This window comes from Streptomyces sp. SAI-127, assembly GCF_029894425.1.
Lineage (GTDB): Bacteria > Actinomycetota > Actinomycetes > Streptomycetales > Streptomycetaceae > Streptomyces.
In genome coordinates this window covers 2,432,160-2,452,888 of record NZ_JARXYJ010000001.1, presented here as the reverse complement: position 1 = coordinate 2,452,888, position 20,729 = coordinate 2,432,160, and the positions used below count along the sequence as shown (strand labels likewise).

Here is a 20,729-nt window from a genome sequence, read left to right as displayed (position 1 = left end):
CCTTGCCCTCTTCAACGTATAGCTCACGGGGGGCCTTGCGGCAAGGCCCCGGTGGTGCCGCACAATCCCCGTCCGAGGCCATAACCTGCGACAACAGGGGATTCAGTGTTCGACGTGATCATCGCCGGTGGCGGGCCGACCGGTCTGATGCTGGCCGCCGAATTGCGGTTGCACGGTGTGCGGGTGGTCGTGCTGGAGAAGGCGGCGGAGCCGACGGAGATCGTCCGCTCGCTCGGCCTGCATGTGCGCAGCATCGAGGTGATGGACCAGCGCGGGCTGCTGGAGCGGTTCCTCGCGCACGGAAAGCAGTTCAAGTCGGGCGGTTTCTTCGCCGCCATCGACAAGCCCTGGCCTGACCGGCTGAACAGCGCGCACGCCTATGTCCTCGGCATCCCGCAGACGGTCACCGACCGCCTGCTGGCCGAGCACGCCGTCGAACTCGGCACCGAGATCCGGCGGGGCTGCGAGCTGGTCGGGCTGAGCCAGGACGCCGACGGGGTGAGCGCCGAACTCGCCGACGGCACACGGCTGCGCTCGCGCTATCTCGTCGGCTGCGACGGCGGCCGCAGCACGGTGCGCAAGCTGCTCGGTGTCGGTTTCCCCGGCGCGCCCGCCGAGGTGGAGACGCTGCTGGGCGCGATGGAGGTGGGCGTGCCGCCGGAGACGGTGGCCGCCGTGGTGGGCGAAGTCCGGCAGACCCAGAAGCTGTTCGGTCTCGGACCCGTCGGGGACGGGCTGTACCGCGTCGTCGTGCCCGCCGAGGCGGTGACCGGGGACCGCTCGGTCGCGCCGACCCTGGAGGAGTTCAAACGACGGCTCAGGGCGGTCGCCGGCACCGACTTCGGTGTGCACTCACCACGCTGGCTCTCCCGCTTCGGCGACGCCACCCGGCAGGCCGAGCGCTACCGGGTCGGCCGGGTGCTGCTGGCCGGTGACGCGGCGCACGTCCACCCGCCGGTGGGCGGGCAGGGCCTCAACCTCGGTATCCAGGACGCGTTCAACCTGGGCTGGAAACTGGCCGCCGAGGTGGCCGGCTGGGCACCGCAGGACCTGCTGGACAGCTACCACGCCGAACGGCACCCGGTGGCCGCCGACGTGCTGAACAACACCCGTGCGCAGATGGAGCTGCTGTCCACCGAGCCGGGGCCGCAGGCGGTGCGTCGGCTGCTGGCGCAGCTGATGGACTTCGACGAGGTGAACCGGTACCTGATCGAGAAGATCACCGCGATCGGTGTCCGCTACGACTTCGGTGCGGGCCATGAACTGCTCGGCCGGCGCCTGCGGGACCTCACGCTCAAGCGCGGCCACCTCTACGGGCTGATGCACGCCGGCCGCGGACTGCTGCTCGACCGGACCGGCCGGCTCTCGGTGGCGGGCTGGTCGGACCGCGTCGACCACGTCGTAGACGCCGGCGAGGAACTGGACGCGCCCGCCGTACTGCTGCGGCCGGACGGCCATGTGGCGTGGGTCGGCGAGGACCAGCGGGAACTGCTCGACCGGCTGCCCAGGTGGTTCGGCGCGCCCACCCGGGAGTGAGGCACGGTGCCGCCGTGGCCCGCGTAGCGCCTGGCGGCAACCGGCTCCACTCACGTGGTGTCAGACGGTGGCGGGCAGGACGTGGTCGCCCGTCTTGTCCGTGCTCAGGCACAGGGAGCAGACCACCGCGTCGTGGGTGGCGCAGGCGGCCAGGTCCGGGCGCTCGTAGGGCTGGTGGCAGACGTGGCAGTCGTAGGTGACCGCGCTGGGGTTGCCCTCCGCGTCGAGCATGGGCTCGTCGATGCCGTCGTCGGCGCGGCGCAGGTAGTACCTGCCCTTGGTGACGATCGCCATCAGCGGGGTGAGGACGAAGGCGATGACGGCGGCGGCGACGGGGGAGTACGGCTGGAGGGTGTCGCCGAGGCCGTGGAAGTACATGGCGATGGACAGGGCGGACGCGGCGACGAAGGCCACCACACCCACGGGGTTGACCGCGTAGAGCATGCCGCGGCGGAACTCGGGGGCGAGCGGGGAGAGTTTGAGCAGGTACTTGTTGATGCCGATGTCGGTGGCGACGGTGACGACCCAGGCGATCGCGCAGTTGGAGTAGAAGCCCAGGATGTCGTTGAGGAAGCTGAACATGTCGGCCTCCATCAGGACCAGCGCGAAGCCCAGGTTGACCAGGACGAAGACCATGCGGCCGGGGTAGTGCCTGGTGAGCCGGGTGAAGGAGTTGGTCCAGGCGAGCGAGCCGGAGTAGGCGTTCGTCACGTTGATCTTGATCTGGCTGATCACGACGAGGGCCACGGCCAGCGGGAGCACCAGCCAGGACGGCATCATCGCGTCGAAGGCGCCCTTGAACTGCTGGATCGGCTCGGGCGCGACGTCCGGTCCGACCTTGGCGAGGATGTAGACGGCGAGGAAGACACCGATGGCCTGCTTGAGCGCGCCGAGCACCACCCAGCCGGGTCCGGCCATGATCACCGCGGTCCACCAAGTGCGCTTGTTCGCCTCGGCCTTGGGCGGCATGAAGCGCAGGTAGTCGATCTGCTCACCGATCTGCGCGATGAGTGAGAGGCACACACCCGCGCCCAGCAGCACGGACGCGGTGTTGACCCCGCCGTCGCCGTCGGTGCCCGCGTAGGCGAGGAAGCGGTCGACGGTGCCCGGGTCGGTGGAGACGAGGTAGACCAGCGGGCCGACCATCAGCAGCAGCCAGACCGGGGTCGTCCAGACCTGGAGCTTGCTGAGTGCCTTCATGCCGTAGATGACCAGCGGGATGACCATCAGCGTGGAGACCAGGTAGCCCAGCCACAGGGGGAGTCCGAGGCCGAGCTTGAGGCCCTGGGCCATGATCGAGCCTTCGAGGGCGAAGAAGATGAAGGTGAAGCTGGCGAAGATGACGCTGGTGAGGACCGAGCCGTAGTAGCCGAAGCCGGAGCCGCGCGTGATCAGGTCGAGGTCGATGTTGTAGCGGGCGCCGTAGTAGGCGAGGGGGAAACCGGTGACGAAGATGACGACGGCGGCGACGGCGATCGCCACGAGCGCGTTGCCGGTGCCGTGGGCCAGGCCGATGCCGGCGCCGATGGAGAAGTCGGCCATGTAGGCGATGCCGCCGAGTGCCGTGGTGGCCACGACCATGGGGGTCCAGCGGCGGTAACTGCGGGGCGCGAACCGGAGGGTGTAGTCCTCCAGGGTCTCCTTGACCGCCTGATCGGCGGATTTCGACGGGTCTGCCGTTGCCGGCCGCGACTCTGTGGTGCTCATGTCACGCCTCCCGGTGCTGCTCGTGCGGGCGGTGGGGGATGCGTGGGAGCCCCGCCTTGGCGTCGTCGGCAGGCCGGGAGGTCGACGGGCCGTCATGAGCGGTTCATGACCCTGTATACGACTCGGATCCCACGGCCCGTCACGCTAGAAAGCGGTTGTTACCGACGACCCTGGCTGTCATGAACACGTCGTTTCCGGAATCTCACCCCTGCTGATCGCGGTCGCGTCGGAGTGCGTTCCAGATGTGCGGGATGCCTGCTGAGGCGAGTGGGTCGCGTGTTGCCGCGTCAGGCCGGAGTGTGCCGACGGCTGTCGGGGAGGGGTTTGCGGTCCGCCTCGTCCTGGACGAGCAGGGAGAGCAGTGACGCCACGGTCAGGCCGGCCTCGGCGGGGTGGCGCAGGACCTTGCCCGGCTCGATGCGGTAGGTGTTGGTCCGTCCCTCCCGTACGTGCGAGAGGTATCCGTCATGCTCCAGATCGGAAATGATCTTCTGGACGGCGCGTTCGGTGAGGCGGCAGTGCGCCGCGATGTCGCGGATCCGGGCGCTGGGATTGTCGGCGATCACGGCCAGCACCCGTGCGTGATTGGTGACGAACGTCCATCCGGTGTGAGACTCGGGCACTCCATCCATGGCGTCAGTCTAGCGACTCGATGTTCACGCATTCAAAAACCGGAACTTAATTTCATGTATTGGTTGACGTGTGTGGGTGGGGCGAGGGAATCTGAGAGTCAGAGGCAGCCGAGCACATGAGGGAGAGGGCCATGCCGGAACCTGCGCACTCGGCGCAGCGCCTCACCACGCTGGACGCGCGACCGCCGTGTCTGGCCACGATCGAGGCCGTGGTGGCCGGGGAACGGACGGACGTCACCTGCCGCGGTGAGTTCGACTTCGGAGCCCAGGTGCTCCAGTCCGAGCTGTACGCCGTCCTCGACCGCTCTGCCACCGGGGTGGACCTGGATCTGGACGGAGTCGGGTTCTGCGACTGCGGTGGCCTCAATCTCCTGCTGGACCTGCGCCGGGAGGCGCTCGCCCAGGGCAAGACGGTCACCGTCCAGGCGTACAGCCCGGCCGTCGGACGCCTGCTCGACCTGACCGGTGCGCGGGAGCTGTTCGTGACCGAGGACTCCGCACACTCCGACGCCCCGGCCGCAGAGCACGCGCCGGTCCCCGAGGAGTGGTCCCGGCCCGTGGAGGTCGACCACGAGCTGCGCCTGGAGGTCGACCAGCTGCGCCGGGCGATGCGGACCCGGCCGACCATCGACGTGGCCCGCGGGATCGTCATGGCCACCTTCGGGCTGAGCGCGGAGGACGCCTGGACGGTGCTCGTCACCGCCTCCCAGAACACCAACACCAAGCTGCACCACCTCGCACAGCACCTGATGGGAGCCGTCCACGGCGCCCAGGTGCCGGAGGAGCTGCGACAGCAGATGGCGGTGGCCGTCGCCAAGGTGCGGGAGACCTCGACGACCCCGTCCGACGACGTGGTGGAGCGGGAGACGGCGCCGGAGCCTCAGGGTTCCCCGCCCCGACCGGCTGTGTGACGTGCGGCAGCCCCCCGCCCGACCGCCTCGGAGCCGCCGACGCCGACCTGGAACACCTGAGGTGACCCCTCGCTCCCGATCCGTCAACTCCGGCGCGGAATTGACCACTTGGAGGTGCTGGACGCGTCGTCGCACCGGCCGGCACAGCTGAACAAGACCGTGTTCTCGCCGCGCCGCTCCGCACCATGGCGAGCTCTCGGTGGCACGGCACCTGGGTGGCGCCGGCCTCGTCAACCGGCTCCAGGCTCATAACGTTCCCCGTGTTGCTGGGTCGTCGGGCCGCGAGCCGTTCTTGGTGGGCATCGCCTCGGCCGACCTGGCCCTGACCGGCCACCGGGTCCTTGACGGGCGGGTTCTGCTGCTGGAGTACCGGCCGACCGGCAGGGACATCGCACGGGCTTGACCGCCAGGGGCCACGGTGGCGCCTCCACCCTACGTCGACCTGGTCGAGAGCCCCCGCAACCCGACGGCGATCGCCCGCCTTGGCACCTACCTGCGCTCGGTGTCCTGACCGAACGCCTCGAGGATCCGCTCGGCGGCCAGCGTGGCCGTCAACCGGCCCTCCCGGACCTGCTGTTCGAGGTCCGGGGCGAGGGACCGCACGGCCGGGTCGGCGTGCAGGCGGCCGAGCAGTTCGTCCCGCACCATCGCCCAGGCCCAGCCGACCTGCTGGTCCCGCCGCTTGGCGGTGAGCCGCCCGGCGGAGTCGAGGAGCGTCCGGTGCTGCTCGAGCCGCTCCCACACCACGTCCAGACCGGTCGACTCACGGGCACTGCAACTGAGAACCGGGGGAGTCCAGAAGGCGTCCTTGCCGTGCATGAGCCGTAGCGCGCCCGCCAGTTCACGTGCGGCCGAGCGGGCGTCGCGCTCGTGCGGGCCGTCGGCCTTGTTGACCGCGATCACGTCGGCGAGTTCCAGGACGCCCTTCTTGATGCCCTGGAGCTGGTCGCCGGTGCGGGCCAGGCTCAGCAGCAGGAAGGAGTCGACCATGTCGGCGACCGCGGTCTCCGACTGCCCGACGCCGACGGTCTCGACCAGGATCACGTCGTAGCCGGCGGCCTCCATCACGACCATCGACTCGCGGGTCGCCTTCGCCACTCCGCCGAGCGTGCCCGCGCTGGGGGAGGGCCGTACGAAGGCCGCCGGGTCGACGGCCAGGCGCTCCATCCGGGTCTTGTCGCCGAGGATCGAGCCGCCGGTGCGGCTGGAGGAAGGGTCCACGGCGAGGACGGCCACCCGGTGCCCGAGCGAGGTCAGCATCGTGCCGAACGCGTCGATGAACGTCGACTTGCCCACGCCCGGCACACCGCTCACCCCGATCCGCCGCGCCCGGCCGCTGTGCGGGAGCAGCTCGGTGAGCAACTCCTGTGCCTGCGACCGGTGCCGGGGGTGCGTGGACTCGACGAGCGTGATGGCACGGGCCACGATCGCCCGCTTCCCGTCGAGCACGCCCTTCACATACGCGTCGAGATCGATCACTGCCCGTGCCCGAGGCCGGCCGACAGACGCTCCACCAGGTCGTACGCCGCGTCCGGGATCACCGTCCCCGGCGGGAACACGGCCGCCGCGCCCATCTCCAGGAGGGTCGGCACGTCCTGCGGCGGGATGACCCCGCCCCACCACGATCATGATGTCCTCCCGGCCCTCCTCGGCGAGCGCCTCGCGCAGCGCCGGTACGAGGGTGAGGTGCCCCGCGGCCAGGGACGAGACGCCGACGATGTGCACGTCCGCCTCCACGGCCTGCCGGGCCACCTCGCCCGGGGTCTGGAACAGCGGGCCGACGTCGACGTCGAAACCGAGGTCGGCGAAGGCGGTGGCGATCACCTTCTGGCCGCGGTCGTGGCCGTCCTGGCCCATCTTGGCGACGAGGATGCGCGGGCGGCGGCCCTCGGCCTCGCCGAAGGCGTCCACGAGCGCGCGGGTGCGGTCCACGTTCGGGGACTCCCCTGCTTCGTTGCGGTACACGCCGGAGATCGTACGGATCTGGCTCGCGTGCCGGCCGTACACCTTCTCCAGGGCGTCGGAGATCTCGCCGACCGTGGCCTTCGCGCGGGCCGCGTGCACGGCCAGCTCCAGCAGGTTGCCCTCGCCGTCGGCGGCCCGGGTCAGCGCGTCCAGCGCGTCCCGGCACGCGGTCTCGTCCCGCTCGGCGCGCAGCCGCCGCAGCTTCTCGATCTGCTGGGTCCGCACGGAGGAGTTGTCGACCTTGAGGACGTCGATCGCCTCGTCGGTCTCGACCCGGTACTTGTTGACGCCGATCACCGGCTGGCGTCCGGAGTCGATACGGGCCTGGGTGCGGGCCGCGGCCTCCTCGATACGCAGCTTCGGGATGCCGGCGTCGATCGCTTTTGCCATGCCGCCGGCCGCCTCCACCTCCTGGATGTGCTGCCAGGCCTTGCGGGCGAGGTCGTACGTCAGCTTCTCCACGTACGCGCTGCCGCCCCACGGGTCGATGACCCGGGTGGTGCCGGACTCCTGCTGGATCATCAGCTGGGTGTTGCGGGCGATGCGCGCGGAGAAGTCGGTGGGCAGTGCCAGTGCCTCGTCCAGGGCGTTGGTGTGCAGCGACTGGGTGTGGCCCTGCGTCGCCGCCATCGCCTCGACGCAGGTGCGCGTCACGTTGTTGAACACGTCCTGCGCGGTCAGCGACCAGCCCGAGGTCTGCGAATGGGTGCGCAAGGAAAGGGACTTGGGGTTCTGCGGGTCGAACTGCCTGACCAGCTTGGCCCACAGCAGGCGCGCCGCGCGCAGCTTGGCGATCTCCATGAAGAAGTTCATGCCGATCGCCCAGAAGAAGGACAGCCGGGGCGCGAACGCGTCCACGTCCAGGCCGACCTCACGGCCCGCCCGGAGGTACTCCACGCCGTCCGCGAGGGTGTACGCCAGCTCCAGGTCGGCCGTCGCACCCGCCTCCTGGATGTGATACCCGGAGATGGAGATGGAGTTGTAGCGGGGCATCCGCTGCGAGGTGTAGGCGAAGATGTCGGAGATGATCCGCATCGACGGCTTCGGCGGATAGATGTAGGTGTTGCGGACCATGAACTCCTTGAGGATGTCGTTCTGGATGGTCCCGGCCAACTTCTCGGGCGGTACGCCCTGTTCCTCCGCGGCGACGATGTACAGCGCCAGCACCGGCAGCACGGCGCCGTTCATCGTCATCGACACGGACATCTTGTCCAGCGGAATGCCGTCGAAGAGCTGCCGCATGTCGAGGATCGAGTCGATGGCGACACCCGCCATGCCGACGTCACCGGTCACGCGCGGGTGGTCGCTGTCGTAACCGCGGTGCGTGGGCAGGTCGAAGGCGACCGACAGGCCCTTCTGGCCGGCCGCGAGGTTGCGCCGGTAGAAGGCGTTGGACTCCTCGGCGGTGGAGAAGCCCGCGTACTGGCGGATCGTCCAGGGCTGGTTGACGTACATCGTCGGATACGGCCCGCGCAGATACGGGGCCACGCCCGGGTACGTCTCCAGGAAGTCCAGGCCCTCCAGGTCACGGCCGGTGTAGAGCGGCTGGACCGCGATGCCCTCCGGGGTCTCCCAGACGGGCTCGGCCCCCTCGGTGGCGTTCTTGACGGCCGTACGCCATTCGTCGGCGCCGCCGGCGGTGGTCGGGGTCCCCAGCTCGATGCCGGTGAAGTCGGGGATTCCCATCAGGACACTCCCATGCGGTCGAGGGTGGCGGTGAGCACGGCGACGGCGTCGCAGCCCGCGAAGACGTAGGAGTCCACGCCGGAGTACTGCCCGGGCCGCCCGGCGAGGAACACGTGCCGCGCGCCTTCAGCCTTCAGGGTCCGTACGACGTCCTCGGCCCGTTCCTCGTACAGCGCGTCACTGGAGCACAGGCAGACCTCGGTGGCGCCGCTCTCCTCGAAGGTGCCCTCGGTGACGGGCTCGATACCGCCGGCCTGGAAGAGGTTGGCGGCGAACGTCGTGCGCGCGGTGTGGGCGGCGGCGGGGCCGATCGCGGCCAGGAAGACCCGCGGCCGGGACCCGGTCGCCGCGAGGTGGGCGTCGGAGCGGGCGCGCAGCTCCTCGTACGCCTCGTCGCGCCGGACGCGGGGCAGACCGCCCGCCGGCTGTTCGGGGGCGGGGTCCCGCACGACCGGCTTCTCGGACAGGAACGGGAACTCGCTGACGCCGGTGACGGGTTCGCGGCGCGTCGCGAGCTTCTTGGAGCGCTGCGCCCACGTCGTCGCCAGGTCCGTGCGGAGGCGGCCGGAGCGCAGGACGGCCGCCTGGCCGCCGTCGCGTTCGATCGTCCGGAAGAACTGCCAGGCGGCCTCGGCGAGTTCGTCGGTGAGCCGCTCCACGTACCAGGAGCCGCCCGCCGGGTCGATCACCCGGGACAGATGCGACTCCTCGACCAGGATCGTCGAGGTGTTGCGGGCGATCCGCCGGGCGAACGCGTCCGGCAGACCGAGCGCGTGGTCGAAGGGCAGCACGGTGACGGCGTCGGCCCCGCCGACCCCGGCGGCCAGGGTGGCGATCGTCGCGCGCAGCATGTTCACCCACGGGTCGCGGCGGGTCATCATCACCGGCGAGACCACGGCGTGCTGCGCCTGCGCTCCGGCACCGGGCGCCCCGCACACCTCGGCGACCCGCGCCCACAGCCGGCGCGCGGCCCGCAGCTTGGCGATCGTCAGGAACTGGTCGGCGGTCGCCGCGTACCGGAACTCCAGCTGTGCGCAGGCCTGTTCCACACTCAGTCCGGCCTCGGTCAGCTCACGGAGATAGGCGACTCCGGTGGCGATCGAGGCGCCCAGTTCCTGCGCGGCCGAGCCGCCGGCCTCGTGGTACGGCAGCGCGTCCACCGTCAGCGCCCGCAGCCCGGGGTACTCCTCGGCGCACCGGCGGGCGAGCGGGACGACCGGCGCGAAGTCCAGGGCTTGGCCCGTACGTGCCTCGTGGCCCAGCGGGTCGGCGCCGAGGCTGCCGCGCGCGGCCTTCCTGTCGATGCCGCGCTCGTCGTAGAGCCGCAGCAACTCCTGTGCGGCGGAGGCGACTTGGCTGCCCGCGTCCAGGGCGACGGGCGCGAGGTCGAGGAAGACGCCGTCGAGGACCTTGCCGAGCGAGGCGACCGGGATGCCGCCCTCGCCCGCGACCAGCCACAGCGAGGTGACGCCGTTCTCCAGGTCGGTGAGCACCGCGGTGTTGTCGGCGACCGCGTGCCGCTGCCGTACGTCCCAGCCGCCGGTGGTGTTCCCCTCGGCGCGGGCGCCGCGCACGAAGGGTGCGAAGCCGGGGAAACCGGGGTCGGGTGCGGCATCGTGCGCGGTGTACAGGGGGCGGGTGCGCAGCCCGTCCTCGAGCGCGGTGGACAGGGCGTCCTCAGCTGCCGTGCCGGAGACTTCCTTGCCCGACTTGCGCAGGACACCCGCCACCAGGCCGTGCCACTGTTCAAGGTTCGCGTCAGGGAACTCGGCGGCCAGCGAGAGCCCGTCGTCAGGCAGGACCGTCATGCTCGGATGCTAGGCCAGACCACCAAAGGAGCAGCAGGGGGCACGGCTGTGACCTTGCCCTCTACGAGATTGTGACCCCGGTCTCCACGGGGTGCGGCATCTTCTAGAGCCAGTCCCGTCGCTTGAAAATAACGTACAAACTAACGCAAACCACCCCCATCAGGCCGATCGCGAAGGGGTATCCGAAGCGCCAGCTCAGCTCAGGCATGGAGTCGAAGTTCATCCCGTAGATCGTCCCGACCAGCGTCGGAGCGAACAGAATCGCCGCCCAAGCCGAGATCTTCTTGAAGTTGTCTACCGGGACGCCATGACCTGCGTCGATGCGTTCATCCTTGCCTCTGACGTGCACAGGTGGATCTTTCGGCGTCTTTCAGAATCGTGCCGTGTTGCGCCGTCGATTCTCCCCACGACCAACGTCCGCGAGCGCCACCCCACCATCACCAAAGCCTGGGCCGACAACGGCTACAAGACCAAAGCCGTCGAAGAAGCCGCCCACCTCGGCATCGACCTCGAAATCGTCCAACGCGACCCCACCACCCGCGGCTTCCACGTCCAGCCCCGCCGCTGGGTCATCGAACGCACCCTCGGCTGGCTCATGCACCACCGCCGCCTGGCCCGCGACTACGAAACCCACCCCCACCGATCAGCAGCCATGATCCAAATCGCAGCCATCAACCTCATGACCCACCGCCTCGCCCACGAAACCACCACCAACTGGCGCGACAGCTAAGCCAAACGAAACAGACAACGGAGAACCAAACGCTCACTTAGGGGGACCGTAGGTTGACCTGAGGTGAATGGCGGGTCGCAAGCTGTGTGTTTCCCCTTGTTCCGGTGTGCATTCTCCCCGCACTCATTAAAGGATCTTGATCCCGCCTTCACATGGCTCTTACAACTTGCAGCTGCAAGAAGGCGTGATCGAAGAACGGGGGGTCCGATGCGTCCGGTGGCGCGCTGGCGTGCGTGGATCGTCGTGATGTCGTTGCTGCTGGGCTTCTGGGCGCAGGAGGGCGGCGCCGCCTACGCGGCCACGAAGCCGTCCGTGTCGGTGGGCTCGGGGCTCGGCCACCTGTGGGAGTGGCTGGCGGGCAAGGACGGTTCGGGCCCGCGCTCGAAGACCGGCTCGGCCTCCGACGTCCGCGCGGCGAAGCCCGCCGAGGGGCACCCCGTCGGGCGGGCGCCGGGCAAGGGCAAGGGGCAGCTCGCCGCCGACCGGGCGCCCAGCGGCACCGCGGCGAAGCTGACGCTGTCCGGCAAGGTGCCCGTCGGCTTCGACACGAGGACCAGCAAGCGGGTCGCCGCCAAGTCGGGGGCGAAGTTCGACTATTTCCAGAACGCCGACGGGTCCTTCACCCGCAAGATGTCCGAGAACCGGATGAACTACCAGGACAAGTCCGGCACTTGGCGGTCCATCGACACCGACGTGGCCAAGCGCTCCGACGGCCGCTGGCACGAGAGGTCCAACTCCCTCGGAGTGTCCTTCGCGCCCGCCACCGGCACGGTGGAGACCGGCGGATCCGTCGAACCGGCTGCCTTCACCTGGCAGACGGCAGCGGACGACACCCCGAGTCCCAGCCCGATCGTCACCTCCGGCACCTCCGCCCAGGGCGACCTGGCCACCCTGACCCTCTCCGGCAGCGAGTCGGTGTCCTGGTCGCTGGCCGGCGCCGACGCGGTCACCGGCACCGCCTCGGGCTCCTCCGTCACGTACGACGGCGTACTCCCCGACACCGACCTCGTGCTCACCCCCACCGACGACGGCGTCAAGGAGTCCCTCGTCCTGAACTCGGCGAACGCGCCGACCAGTTGGGTCTTCCCGATGACCCTCAAGGGGCTGAAGCTGACCACCGCCTCCGACGGCACGGTGGACCTCGTCGATGGCGACGGCGCGGTAATGGCCACCCTCCCGCAGCCCTTCGCCCGCGACTCCCACGTCGACCCCACGACCGGTGAGTCCCACGACAACTGGGCCATGACCTACAGCGTCACCGAGGTCGACGGCACCCCCGCCGTGAAGATGACGCTGGACCCCTCGTGGCTCGCCGGTTCCGACATCGCCTTCCCGGTCACCGTGGACCCGACGATGTCGGTGACCACCGCCGGGCAGACCCTGACGACGTACGTCTACTACCCGAACACCGCCGACTACTCCTCGGACACGATCCTGCGCGTCGGCACCCCGGACGGCGGCTCGTACATCGGCCAGGCGTTCATGAAGTTCCTCGGACTGCCGGACACCGACGGCTACCAGATCACCGACGCCGACCTGCATCTGTTCAACGTGTGGGCGTACACGTGCAGTTCGTCCACCTCGTACAACGTCTTGCCGATCACCGAGCAGTGGTGGGTGACCGGCCAGAAGTCCTGGTCGGACCGGCCCGCCACGTCCTCCTCGATAGGCACCTGGTCGGGCACGGTCTCCGGCACGGTGTGCGGCAACACGTCCGTGTCCACGGGCACCGGCCAGTGGCAGACCACCGACCTGGACACCGACTGGTTCCAGAAGATCGCCCTCGGTCAGACCAGCAACTACGGCCTGTCGGTGTTCTCCTCGGGGACCAGCTCGAACCAGTGGAAGAAGTTCGACTCCTCCCAGGTGGACAGCCATGCGCCCTACATCACGGTGACGTACAGCAAGAACTCCGCCCCAGACATCGAACACACCTATCCCAAGGCGAACTTCACCTCCCCCTCACTGCGTCCGCAGCTCCAGGTGAAGGCGGTCGATCCGGACTCCTGGCCCACCACCCCGCTCAAGTACGACTTCGCGATCTACTCCTCCTCCGGTACGCAGACCGACACCTCCGGCTGGCAGACCTCCACCAAGTGGACAGTGCCGTCGGGTGACTTGAACTGGTCGAAGTCGTACTACTGGACGGTCTCCGCGAACGACGGCTGGTCCACCACGACCAGCGCCACCCAGTCCCTGTCCACCCTGGTGGCACAGCCCCTGATCGCCTCCCGGCTCGCGCAGAACGGCGGGCACGGCTATGACGAGGAAGCCGGGAACTTCACCACGGCTGCCACCGACGCCTCCGTCTCCACCGTCGGCCCGTCCCTGGATGCGACCCGCTCCTACAACTCCCTGGACACCAGCACCTCCGGGGCCTTCGGCGCGGGGTGGTCGGCGCTCGCGGACATGCGCGCGGTCATGGACGACGACGGTTCCAAGAGCGTGGTGGTCACCGACGACGGCGGCAAGCAGCAGCGCTGGGGCTGGTCCTCCTCCGGATACACCCCGCCGATCGGCACGTACGGCACCTTCAAGGCACTGTCCGCCGGGTACTCGCTGACCGAGACGACCGGAACGACGTACACCTTCGGCACCTCGGGCGGCACGAACATCTGGCTGCTGTCGCAGATCAAGACACACGCGGGCCTCACTGAGACGCTCACCTACGACTCCTCGCACCGGCTGAGCACCGTCAAGAACGACGTCTCCGGGCGCACCCTGTTCCTCACCTGGGCCAAGCCGTCAGGTGCCGCCCACTACCACGTGCAGACCGTCACCACGGACGCGGCCACCAGCGGCGACACCTCCACCGCGGCCCTGTGGACCTACGGCTACACCGGCGACCGCCTCACCTCGGTCTGCCCGCCGGCCGCCACGAGCCCGGCCACCGCGTCGACCTCCTGCTACGCCTACACCTACGTCGACGGCTCCAACTACCCGTCCGCCGCGCTGGACGCCGACCCCAGCGGCTACTGGCGTCTCGGCGAGGCCGCCGGCAGCACCACGGCCGCCTCCTCCGTGCTGGCCAACGAGCAGACGGACGCGGGCAGTTACAAGAACGCCACGCTCGGCTCGGCCGCCGGTCCGCTCACCGGGTCCTCGGCCACTGCCACGACCCTCGCCGGCACCGGGTACGTCAAGGTCCCGGCCGGGCTGCTGCACGCCAGCACGACCAGGGCGGTCTCCCTGTGGTTCAAGACGTCCAAGAAGGGCGTCCTGATCGGCGACCAGTCCAAGGCGGTCGGCGGCACGACGGCCTCGGGCACCTGGACGCCGGTGCTGTACGTGGGTTCGGACAACAAGCTGCACGGCCACTGGTGGAGCGTGAGCGGTTCCGGCAGCTCCGACTTCGGCTCCACCGGCACCGTCACCGACAACACCTGGCACCACGCGGTGCTCAGCTCGGACGGCGCCACGCAGACCCTCTACCTGGACGGCACCAAGCAGGACACCTTGTCCGGCACCCCCGACGACCAGGACAACGTCTACACGTACATCGGCGCCGGATTCGCCACCTCCTGGATCGACTCCCCGGGCGACGTCAGCTACTTCACCGGCTCCCTCGCCGACGTCTCCTTCTACAGCCACCCGATCACCGCCTCGCAGGCCGGCGACCTGTACGCGAGCGGCACCGCGAGCGCGGCCCTGCTCACCAAGGCGGCGAGCCCGGCCGGCCGTACCGTCGCGGCGGTCTCGTACGACACAGCGGCCGACCGGCTGACCGACGTCACCGACGAGCACGGCGGCATCTGGCATCTCGGCACCCCGACGGTGGCCGGCTCCAGTGCCGTCTTCCGGGGTACGGTGCTCGGCGCCGACCCCGCCGGGTACTGGCAGCTCGGCGACGCCGACGACGACGGGTCCGCGACCTACGCGGCCGACGAGGTCAACGGCGGTGACGGCACGTACAACAACGTCACCCTCGGCGTCAGTGGGCCGTTCAGCGCGAAGGACAGCACCGCGAGCACCGCCGCCGCCTTCGATGGCACCGACTCCTATGTCTCCGTCCCGCCCGAGCTGCTGCACTCCGGCACCAAGCGGTCGGTGGGCCTCTGGTTCAAGACCTCCACCTCCGGCGTCCTGATCGGCGACCAGTCGGTGCCGATCGACGGGGCCACGGCGGCCTCCGGCACCTGGACGCCGGTCCTGTACGTGGGTTCGGACGGCAAGCTGCACGGTCACTGGTGGAGCGTGAGCGGTTCTGGCAGCGCCGACTTCGGCTCCACGGGGACGGTCACCGACAACGCCTGGCACTACGTGGTGCTCAGCTGCGACGACGACAGCCAGGCACTGTTCCTCGACGGCACCAAGCAGGACACCTTCTCCGGCACCCCCGACGACCAGTCCAACGCGTACACCTACATCGGCGCGGGCTTCGCCAAGAGCTGGCTCGGCTCCCCGGGCGAGGTCAGCCACTTCAAGGGCTCCCTCGCGGAAGTCGCCTTCTACGACCACAATCTGACGTCGGCTCAGGTCGCGGGTCAGTGGAACGCCTACAAACAGTCCACCGGCACCATCGCCACCGAGTCGGTGGTTGTGACCGACCCCGGTCATCACACGCTGACCAGCACCTACGACCTCTCCAACGGCGGCCGGATGCTGACCGACACGGACGGCACGGGTGCCACCACCTCCTACGGCTACGACACCTCGGGCTTCCTCTACACGACGACCGACGGCAACGGCGACGTGACCACCACCGGCCACAACTCCCGCGGTGACGTGGTCTCCCGCACCACCTGCCAGGACCAGTCGTCCTCCAAGTGTTCGACGTCTTACTTCACTTACTACCTGAACGCCGACTCCGACACGGACCCGCGCAACGACCAGCTGCTCACCTCGTCCGACGGACGGTCGTCGAGCTCGACGGACACCACCTACCGGACCGTCAACACCTATGACGGCAACGGCAATCTGCTGGCCTCGACCACTCCGGCCGTCACCGGCCACAGCGCCGGGCTGACGACGAAGAAGACCTACACGACCTCCAGCACGGCCGGTTACGTCTCCGGAACCGTCGCCCCGGCGGGTCTGCTCGCGTCCACGACCACGCCGGGCGGCGCGGTGACGTCGTACCTCTACTACGCGAACGGCGATCTGGCGCAGGAGACTTCACCGCTCGGCCTGATCACCCGCTTCACCTACGACTCCCTCGGTCGGGTGCTCACGAAGACCGAGGTCTCCGACACCTACCCCGCGGGCCTGGTCACCCGCTACTCCTACGACGCCCTCGGCAGGACGCTCACCGAGCTGGACCCCGGCACCACGAACGCCGTGAACCAGTCCGTCGTCCACACCGCCCTGACGACCAACTCCTATGACGCGGACGGCAATACGCTCAGCAGCGTCGTCTCCGACACCACCGGCGGGGATGCCACCCGTACGACATCGCGTACGTACGACGCCTTCGGACAGCTGAAGACCGTCACCGATCCCGAGCAGTACACGACCTCGTACACCTACGACAGTTACGGCAACAAGACGGGTGAGACCGATCCCGACGGCCAGGTGTACGCGTACACGTACGACGCCGACGGCAGCCCCCTGACCACCACGTTGACCAACTACACCGGCTCGGACGAGATCGCCGACGCCCCGGCCGCCAAGCTGCTGGAGACGCGGACCTACGACGCGGGCGGGCGGCTGTACACGGTCACCGACGCGATCGGCGTGACCACCACCTACGGCTACTACGACAACGGCCTGGTCGAGCAGTCGACCCGCACCGGCTCCTCCGGTACCGCCTACGTCGACGAGAAGGACACCTACGACGACGCGGGCAACCTCACCGACAGGACGACGGCCAACGGCGCCCTCACCACGACGTACGCGGTGGACGCCGCCGACCGCACCACCGCCACCACGGCCGACCCGGGCAGCCTGGCCCAGAGCACCGCGTACACCTTCGACGCGGACTCCCGCATCCTGACGTCCGCGCAGACCGACGCGGCCGGGAACCCCGCCCAGAAGTGGACGTACACCTATGACGCGGTGGGCGACCCGCTGTCCGCCGCCCAGTACGTCGACAGCTCCCTCACCCTCACCACGAAGGCGACCTACGACGACCGCGGCCTGAGGGTCACTTCGACCGACCCGCAGAACCAGGTCACCTCCTACGTCAACGACGAGGCCGGCCGCCCCACCACGACCACGAGCCCGGCGATCACCGCGACCACGCCCGGCACGGGCGCGACCGCCGACGTCTACCCGGTGACCCTTGACGGCTACGACACCTTCGGCGACCGCACCGAGGCCGAGGACCCCGAAGGCCACATCACCGCCACCGCCTACGACCGCGACGGCCGCAGGACCGGCATCACGCTGCCCTCGTACAACGGCACGTCGGCCACCACCGCCTGGACCTACGACGCCGAGGGCGACGTCCTCAGCGAGACCGACGCCAAGGGCGAGACCGACTATGCCTATGACCAGCTGGGCGACCTGGTCAAGCAGACCGACCCGGCGATCACGGTCTCCGGCACCGCCACCCGCGGCACCGTCACCTCCTCCTACGACCTCGCGGGCAACCGCCTCACCGAGACCTCGCCGTACGGCGCCGTCACCCACTTCGCCTACGACGACCTCGGCCGCGCGAACAGCACCTGGGCGTACGTGTACACCGCGGCCGGCGCCCAGTCGAAGCAGGAGACCGACAGCACGTACAACAGCGCCGGGCTGGTCGCGCAGACCGCCTCCGTCAGCGGGGTCACCGCGAAGTACACCTACGACGCCCTGGGCCGCACCCACACGGTCGCCGACACCACCGGCGACACCACCACGTACACCTACGACCTGCACGGCGACGTCACCAAGACGCTCCTGCCGGACCAGACCGCGCAGACGGCCGGATACGACGCGGCCGGCCGCCGGACCGCAACCGCGAACCTGGACTCCGCCGGCACCGTGCTGACGTCGACGTCGGCGACGTACACGGACAACGGTCTACTGAAGACCGTCACCGACGCCCGCCACCACACGACGAGTTACGCGTACGACGCCCTCGGCGACCTCACCCAGCAGACCGAGCCGGTCAGCGACAACGCCTCCATCACCACCCGGTACGGCTACGACGCAGCCGGACACCGGACCGCCTACACCGACGGTAACGGCGACACCACCTACCACACCTACAACGCGCTCGGTCTGCCCGCGAGCAAGGAGGTCCCGGCCGTCTCCGGCTACACCTCCACCGCCGACCGGACCACCGGCTACACCTACGACGAGCGCGGACGCCTCGTGACGCAGACCGACCCCGGCGGCGTCACGACGACCAACACCTACGACGCCCTCGACGACCTCACCGGACAGAGCGCCACGGGAGCCGACGCCCCCAGCGCCACCCGCACCTTCCAGTACTCCCTCACCGGGGACCTGGTGGCGTCGGCGGTCGGCGACACCTGGGAGTACTACGACACCAACTCCCTCGGCGACATCCTGAGCACCTCGGGCCAGGCCGGCAGCTCGTCCTTCACCTACAACGCCGACGAGTCCCCGCTCACCCGCACCGACGCCTCCGGCACCAGCACCTACGCCTACGACAGCGACGGCCGGCTCAGCACAGACACGGACGCGGCGACCGGCACGACACTGACGTACGGCTACAACAGCCTGTCCCAGCCCAGGACGGTCACCTACGGCGGCTCGGGCGACGTACGCACCTTCGGCTACGACGCCCTGCACCGCGAGAAGACCGACACGCTCGCCACCGCCTCCGGCGCCACCGTCGCCTCGGTCGCCTACGACTGGGACGACAACAGCAACCTCACCGGCAAGACCACGACCGGAGTACAGGGCGCCTCCACCAACACGTACGCCTACGACTACGCGAACCGCCTCACCTCCTGGACCACCGGCTCCACGACCACCGGCTACACCTACGACGCCGACGGCAACCGGCTGACGGCGGGTTCGACGACGTACGCCTACAACGCGCGCGACCAGCTGACTTCGGACGGGACGCACACCTACGCCTACACGGCCCGGGGCACGCTCGCGTCGAGGGACTCGACGGCGTACACCTTCGACGCCTACGGCCAGCAGGTCACCGCCGGATCCATGTCCTACACCTACGACGCGCTGGGCCGCGCCGTCACGGTCGGCTCGGCGCACCTCTCCTACTCGGGCACCGCCAACCTCCTCGCTTCCGACGGCACCACGGCCTACAGCCGGGACCCCTCCGGCGCCCTCACCGGCGAGTCCTCGGCGAGCGGGGCCACCCTGGCCCTGACCGACCTGCACGACGACCTCATCGGCCAGTTCACCGCCACCGGCACCGCGCTGACCGGTTCCGCGAGCTACGACCCCTGGGGCACGACTCTCTCCACCACGCTCACCGGGAGCGTCGGCTACCAGAGCGAGTTCACGGACGCGAGCACCGGCGACGTGAACATGCACGCTCGCTGGTACGCGCCGGGGACCGGGAGCTTCGACTCCGCGGACACGGTCGACAACTCGGCGGTGGGGCAGAGTGTCAACGCGAATGACTACGCGTACGCGAACGACGAGCCCCTGACCGGGACGGATCCGAGCGGGCACTGCCTGGAGGACCTCTGCATCGGCGAGGGCTACGGGGCCTATCTGCTGGGCTCGGCTCTGATCGGCACCTGCATCAAGTACTGCTCGGCGCTGTCCCAGAGCATCTCCGACGGCTTGAGTTCGCTGTCCTCCTGGGGTTCGTCCAGTTCCTCGTCCCACAGCCACGCCTCCTCGTCCGCCGCGAGCCACTCCAGCGCCGCGACGAGCAGCTACGGCATGTGCGCCGAGGTCTGGTCGATGTCCTGTCAGCAGCACTACAACCGCACCCGCACCAGCAGTGGCAGCCGGTCCTCCGGGGGCGGGGGCGGTGGCGGTGGCGGAGGTGGGGGCGGCGGCAGCGGCTACTGCGGTTACTGCGGCGGAGGCGGCGGCACCGGTGTCAGCGCGGCCGAGGCCGCGGCCGCCGCCCGGGCAGCCGCAGCTGCGGCCGCCGCCGCGGAGGCCGCTCGCCGCGCGGCGATCCGCGCCCACGCCATCAAGATCACGGCGTCGATCGGCAAGGCGCATCTGAAGGTGCACTCGATCTCGTCCGCGGCACAACCACCCACGGTCCGTATCAACATCGGCAATTCGGTCCGCAACGCGGTCTCGGCAGTCGCGGCAGGGCTTACCACCGCCGCTGTGTGCGTGGTCACCGGCGGCTGCACCGGAGGCGACGATGACGACGGGCGCAAGAACTCCTGCGATGCCACGCCCCTGATCGACGGCGGGCGCATCTACGGCGGTCTGGAGGAATACACGGACCACCAGGGCAACAAGGGATGCAGGGCGACCGGCGCCATCGCATTCCTCACCAAGAGCGATCGCAGGTCGCGTACCGGAGCGGGCGGTCTGCCGAAGTGCCCCGAATGCGAACCGTCCGTCGAGCCGGACGGAATGGGGGAGATCAAGGCAGGCGGCGGAAGGCCGCAAGCCGGTCACCTGATAGGTTATTGGGGCAAGGGTACCGGTCAGGATGTCCGTAACCTGGTCGCGTTGAACGCCCGGGCGAACGCCCGGATGGCGAGCAAGGTGGAAGCCTTCGGCTGGAAGGCCCTGAACGGTAACAACAGCCTGTTCATGTCGGTCGTTCCCGTATACGGAGACACGCACTCTGCCGTTCCGACGACCGTCCAGGTGGGAATGGCCGTGTACGGGCCCCAAGGCAGGATCACGGACACTTATGCGTGCACTGTGATCAACTCCAGAACCGGAGTCGGCTCGACATGCTAGAAGA

The 20,729-nt window shown here is 69.4% G+C and carries 7 protein-coding genes and 3 pseudogenes; 4 read left to right on the top strand and 6 right to left on the bottom strand.

All coding sequences use genetic code 11. From position 1 onward, the window contains the following. The first annotated feature begins 105 nt into the window (after positions 1-105). Positions 106-1,536 (top strand): rifampin monooxygenase, encoded by a 1,431-nt coding sequence (rox, locus tag M2157_RS11430; protein ID WP_280865185.1) that lies wholly within the window; start codon positions 106-108, stop codon positions 1,534-1,536. 60 nt (positions 1,537-1,596) lie between these two features. Here the strand turns inward: rox and M2157_RS11425 are convergent, their stop codons facing one another. After that, positions 1,597-3,243 carry an allantoin permease gene (locus M2157_RS11425; RefSeq protein ID WP_280865184.1) on the bottom strand — a complete coding sequence of 549 codons (1,647 nt, stop codon included), beginning with the start codon at positions 3,241-3,243 and terminating at the stop codon, positions 1,597-1,599. A gap of 287 nt (positions 3,244-3,530) precedes the next feature. After that, complete coding sequence (locus M2157_RS11420; RefSeq protein WP_280861692.1) at positions 3,531-3,875, bottom strand: helix-turn-helix domain-containing protein; 345 nt, start codon at positions 3,873-3,875, stop codon at positions 3,531-3,533. A gap of 131 nt (positions 3,876-4,006) precedes the next feature. Here M2157_RS11420 and M2157_RS11415 point away from each other — a divergent pair, with 131 nt between their 5' ends. Then, complete coding sequence (locus tag M2157_RS11415; RefSeq protein WP_280865183.1) at positions 4,007-4,786, top strand: ANTAR domain-containing protein; 780 nt, start codon at positions 4,007-4,009, stop codon at positions 4,784-4,786. Between the two features lie 489 nt (positions 4,787-5,275). On the opposite strand, the gene meaB is transcribed toward M2157_RS11415, so the two are convergent. The 4 genes and pseudogenes from meaB to M2157_RS11395 form a co-directional block, all read right to left on the bottom strand. Next, complete coding sequence (gene meaB, locus M2157_RS11410; protein WP_280868192.1) at positions 5,276-6,235, bottom strand: methylmalonyl Co-A mutase-associated GTPase MeaB; 960 nt, start codon at positions 6,233-6,235, stop codon at positions 5,276-5,278. Positions 6,236-6,261: 26 nt separating this feature from the next. Next, positions 6,262-8,437, bottom strand: a pseudogene (gene scpA, locus M2157_RS11405) (methylmalonyl-CoA mutase). Further along, positions 8,437-10,245, bottom strand: a complete 1,809-nt coding sequence (locus M2157_RS11400; RefSeq protein ID WP_280865182.1) for a methylmalonyl-CoA mutase subunit beta — start codon at positions 10,243-10,245, stop codon at positions 8,437-8,439. The pseudogene scpA and the gene M2157_RS11400 overlap by 1 nt, the downstream one beginning before the upstream one ends. Before the next feature lie 103 nt (positions 10,246-10,348). Next, positions 10,349-10,531: pseudogene (locus tag M2157_RS11395) on the bottom strand (CorA family divalent cation transporter); the annotation flags it as partial. 141 nt (positions 10,532-10,672) lie between these two features. Here M2157_RS11395 and M2157_RS11390 point away from each other — a divergent pair. Then, positions 10,673-10,975 (top strand): annotated as a pseudogene (locus tag M2157_RS11390) (transposase); the annotation flags it as partial. A 216-nt stretch (positions 10,976-11,191) separates the two neighbouring features. Then, entirely contained in the window at positions 11,192-20,725 is a 9,534-nt protein-coding gene (locus M2157_RS11385; protein WP_280865181.1) for a LamG-like jellyroll fold domain-containing protein, read from the top strand. Positions 20,726-20,729 lie beyond the last annotated feature (4 nt).

Bases quoted from the DNA above. Each gene is read 5' to 3' on its own strand.
- M2157_RS11425 (WP_280865184.1), bottom strand. From the start codon at position 3,243: ATGAGCACCACAGAGTCGCGGCCGGCAACGGCAGACCCGTCGAAATCC.
- M2157_RS11420 (WP_280861692.1), bottom strand. From the start codon at position 3,875: ATGGATGGAGTGCCCGAGTCTCACACCGGATGGACGTTCGTCACCAAT.
- M2157_RS11415 (WP_280865183.1), top strand. From the start codon at position 4,007: ATGCCGGAACCTGCGCACTCGGCGCAGCGCCTCACCACGCTGGACGCG.
- M2157_RS11400 (WP_280865182.1), bottom strand. From the start codon at position 10,245: ATGACGGTCCTGCCTGACGACGGGCTCTCGCTGGCCGCCGAGTTCCCT.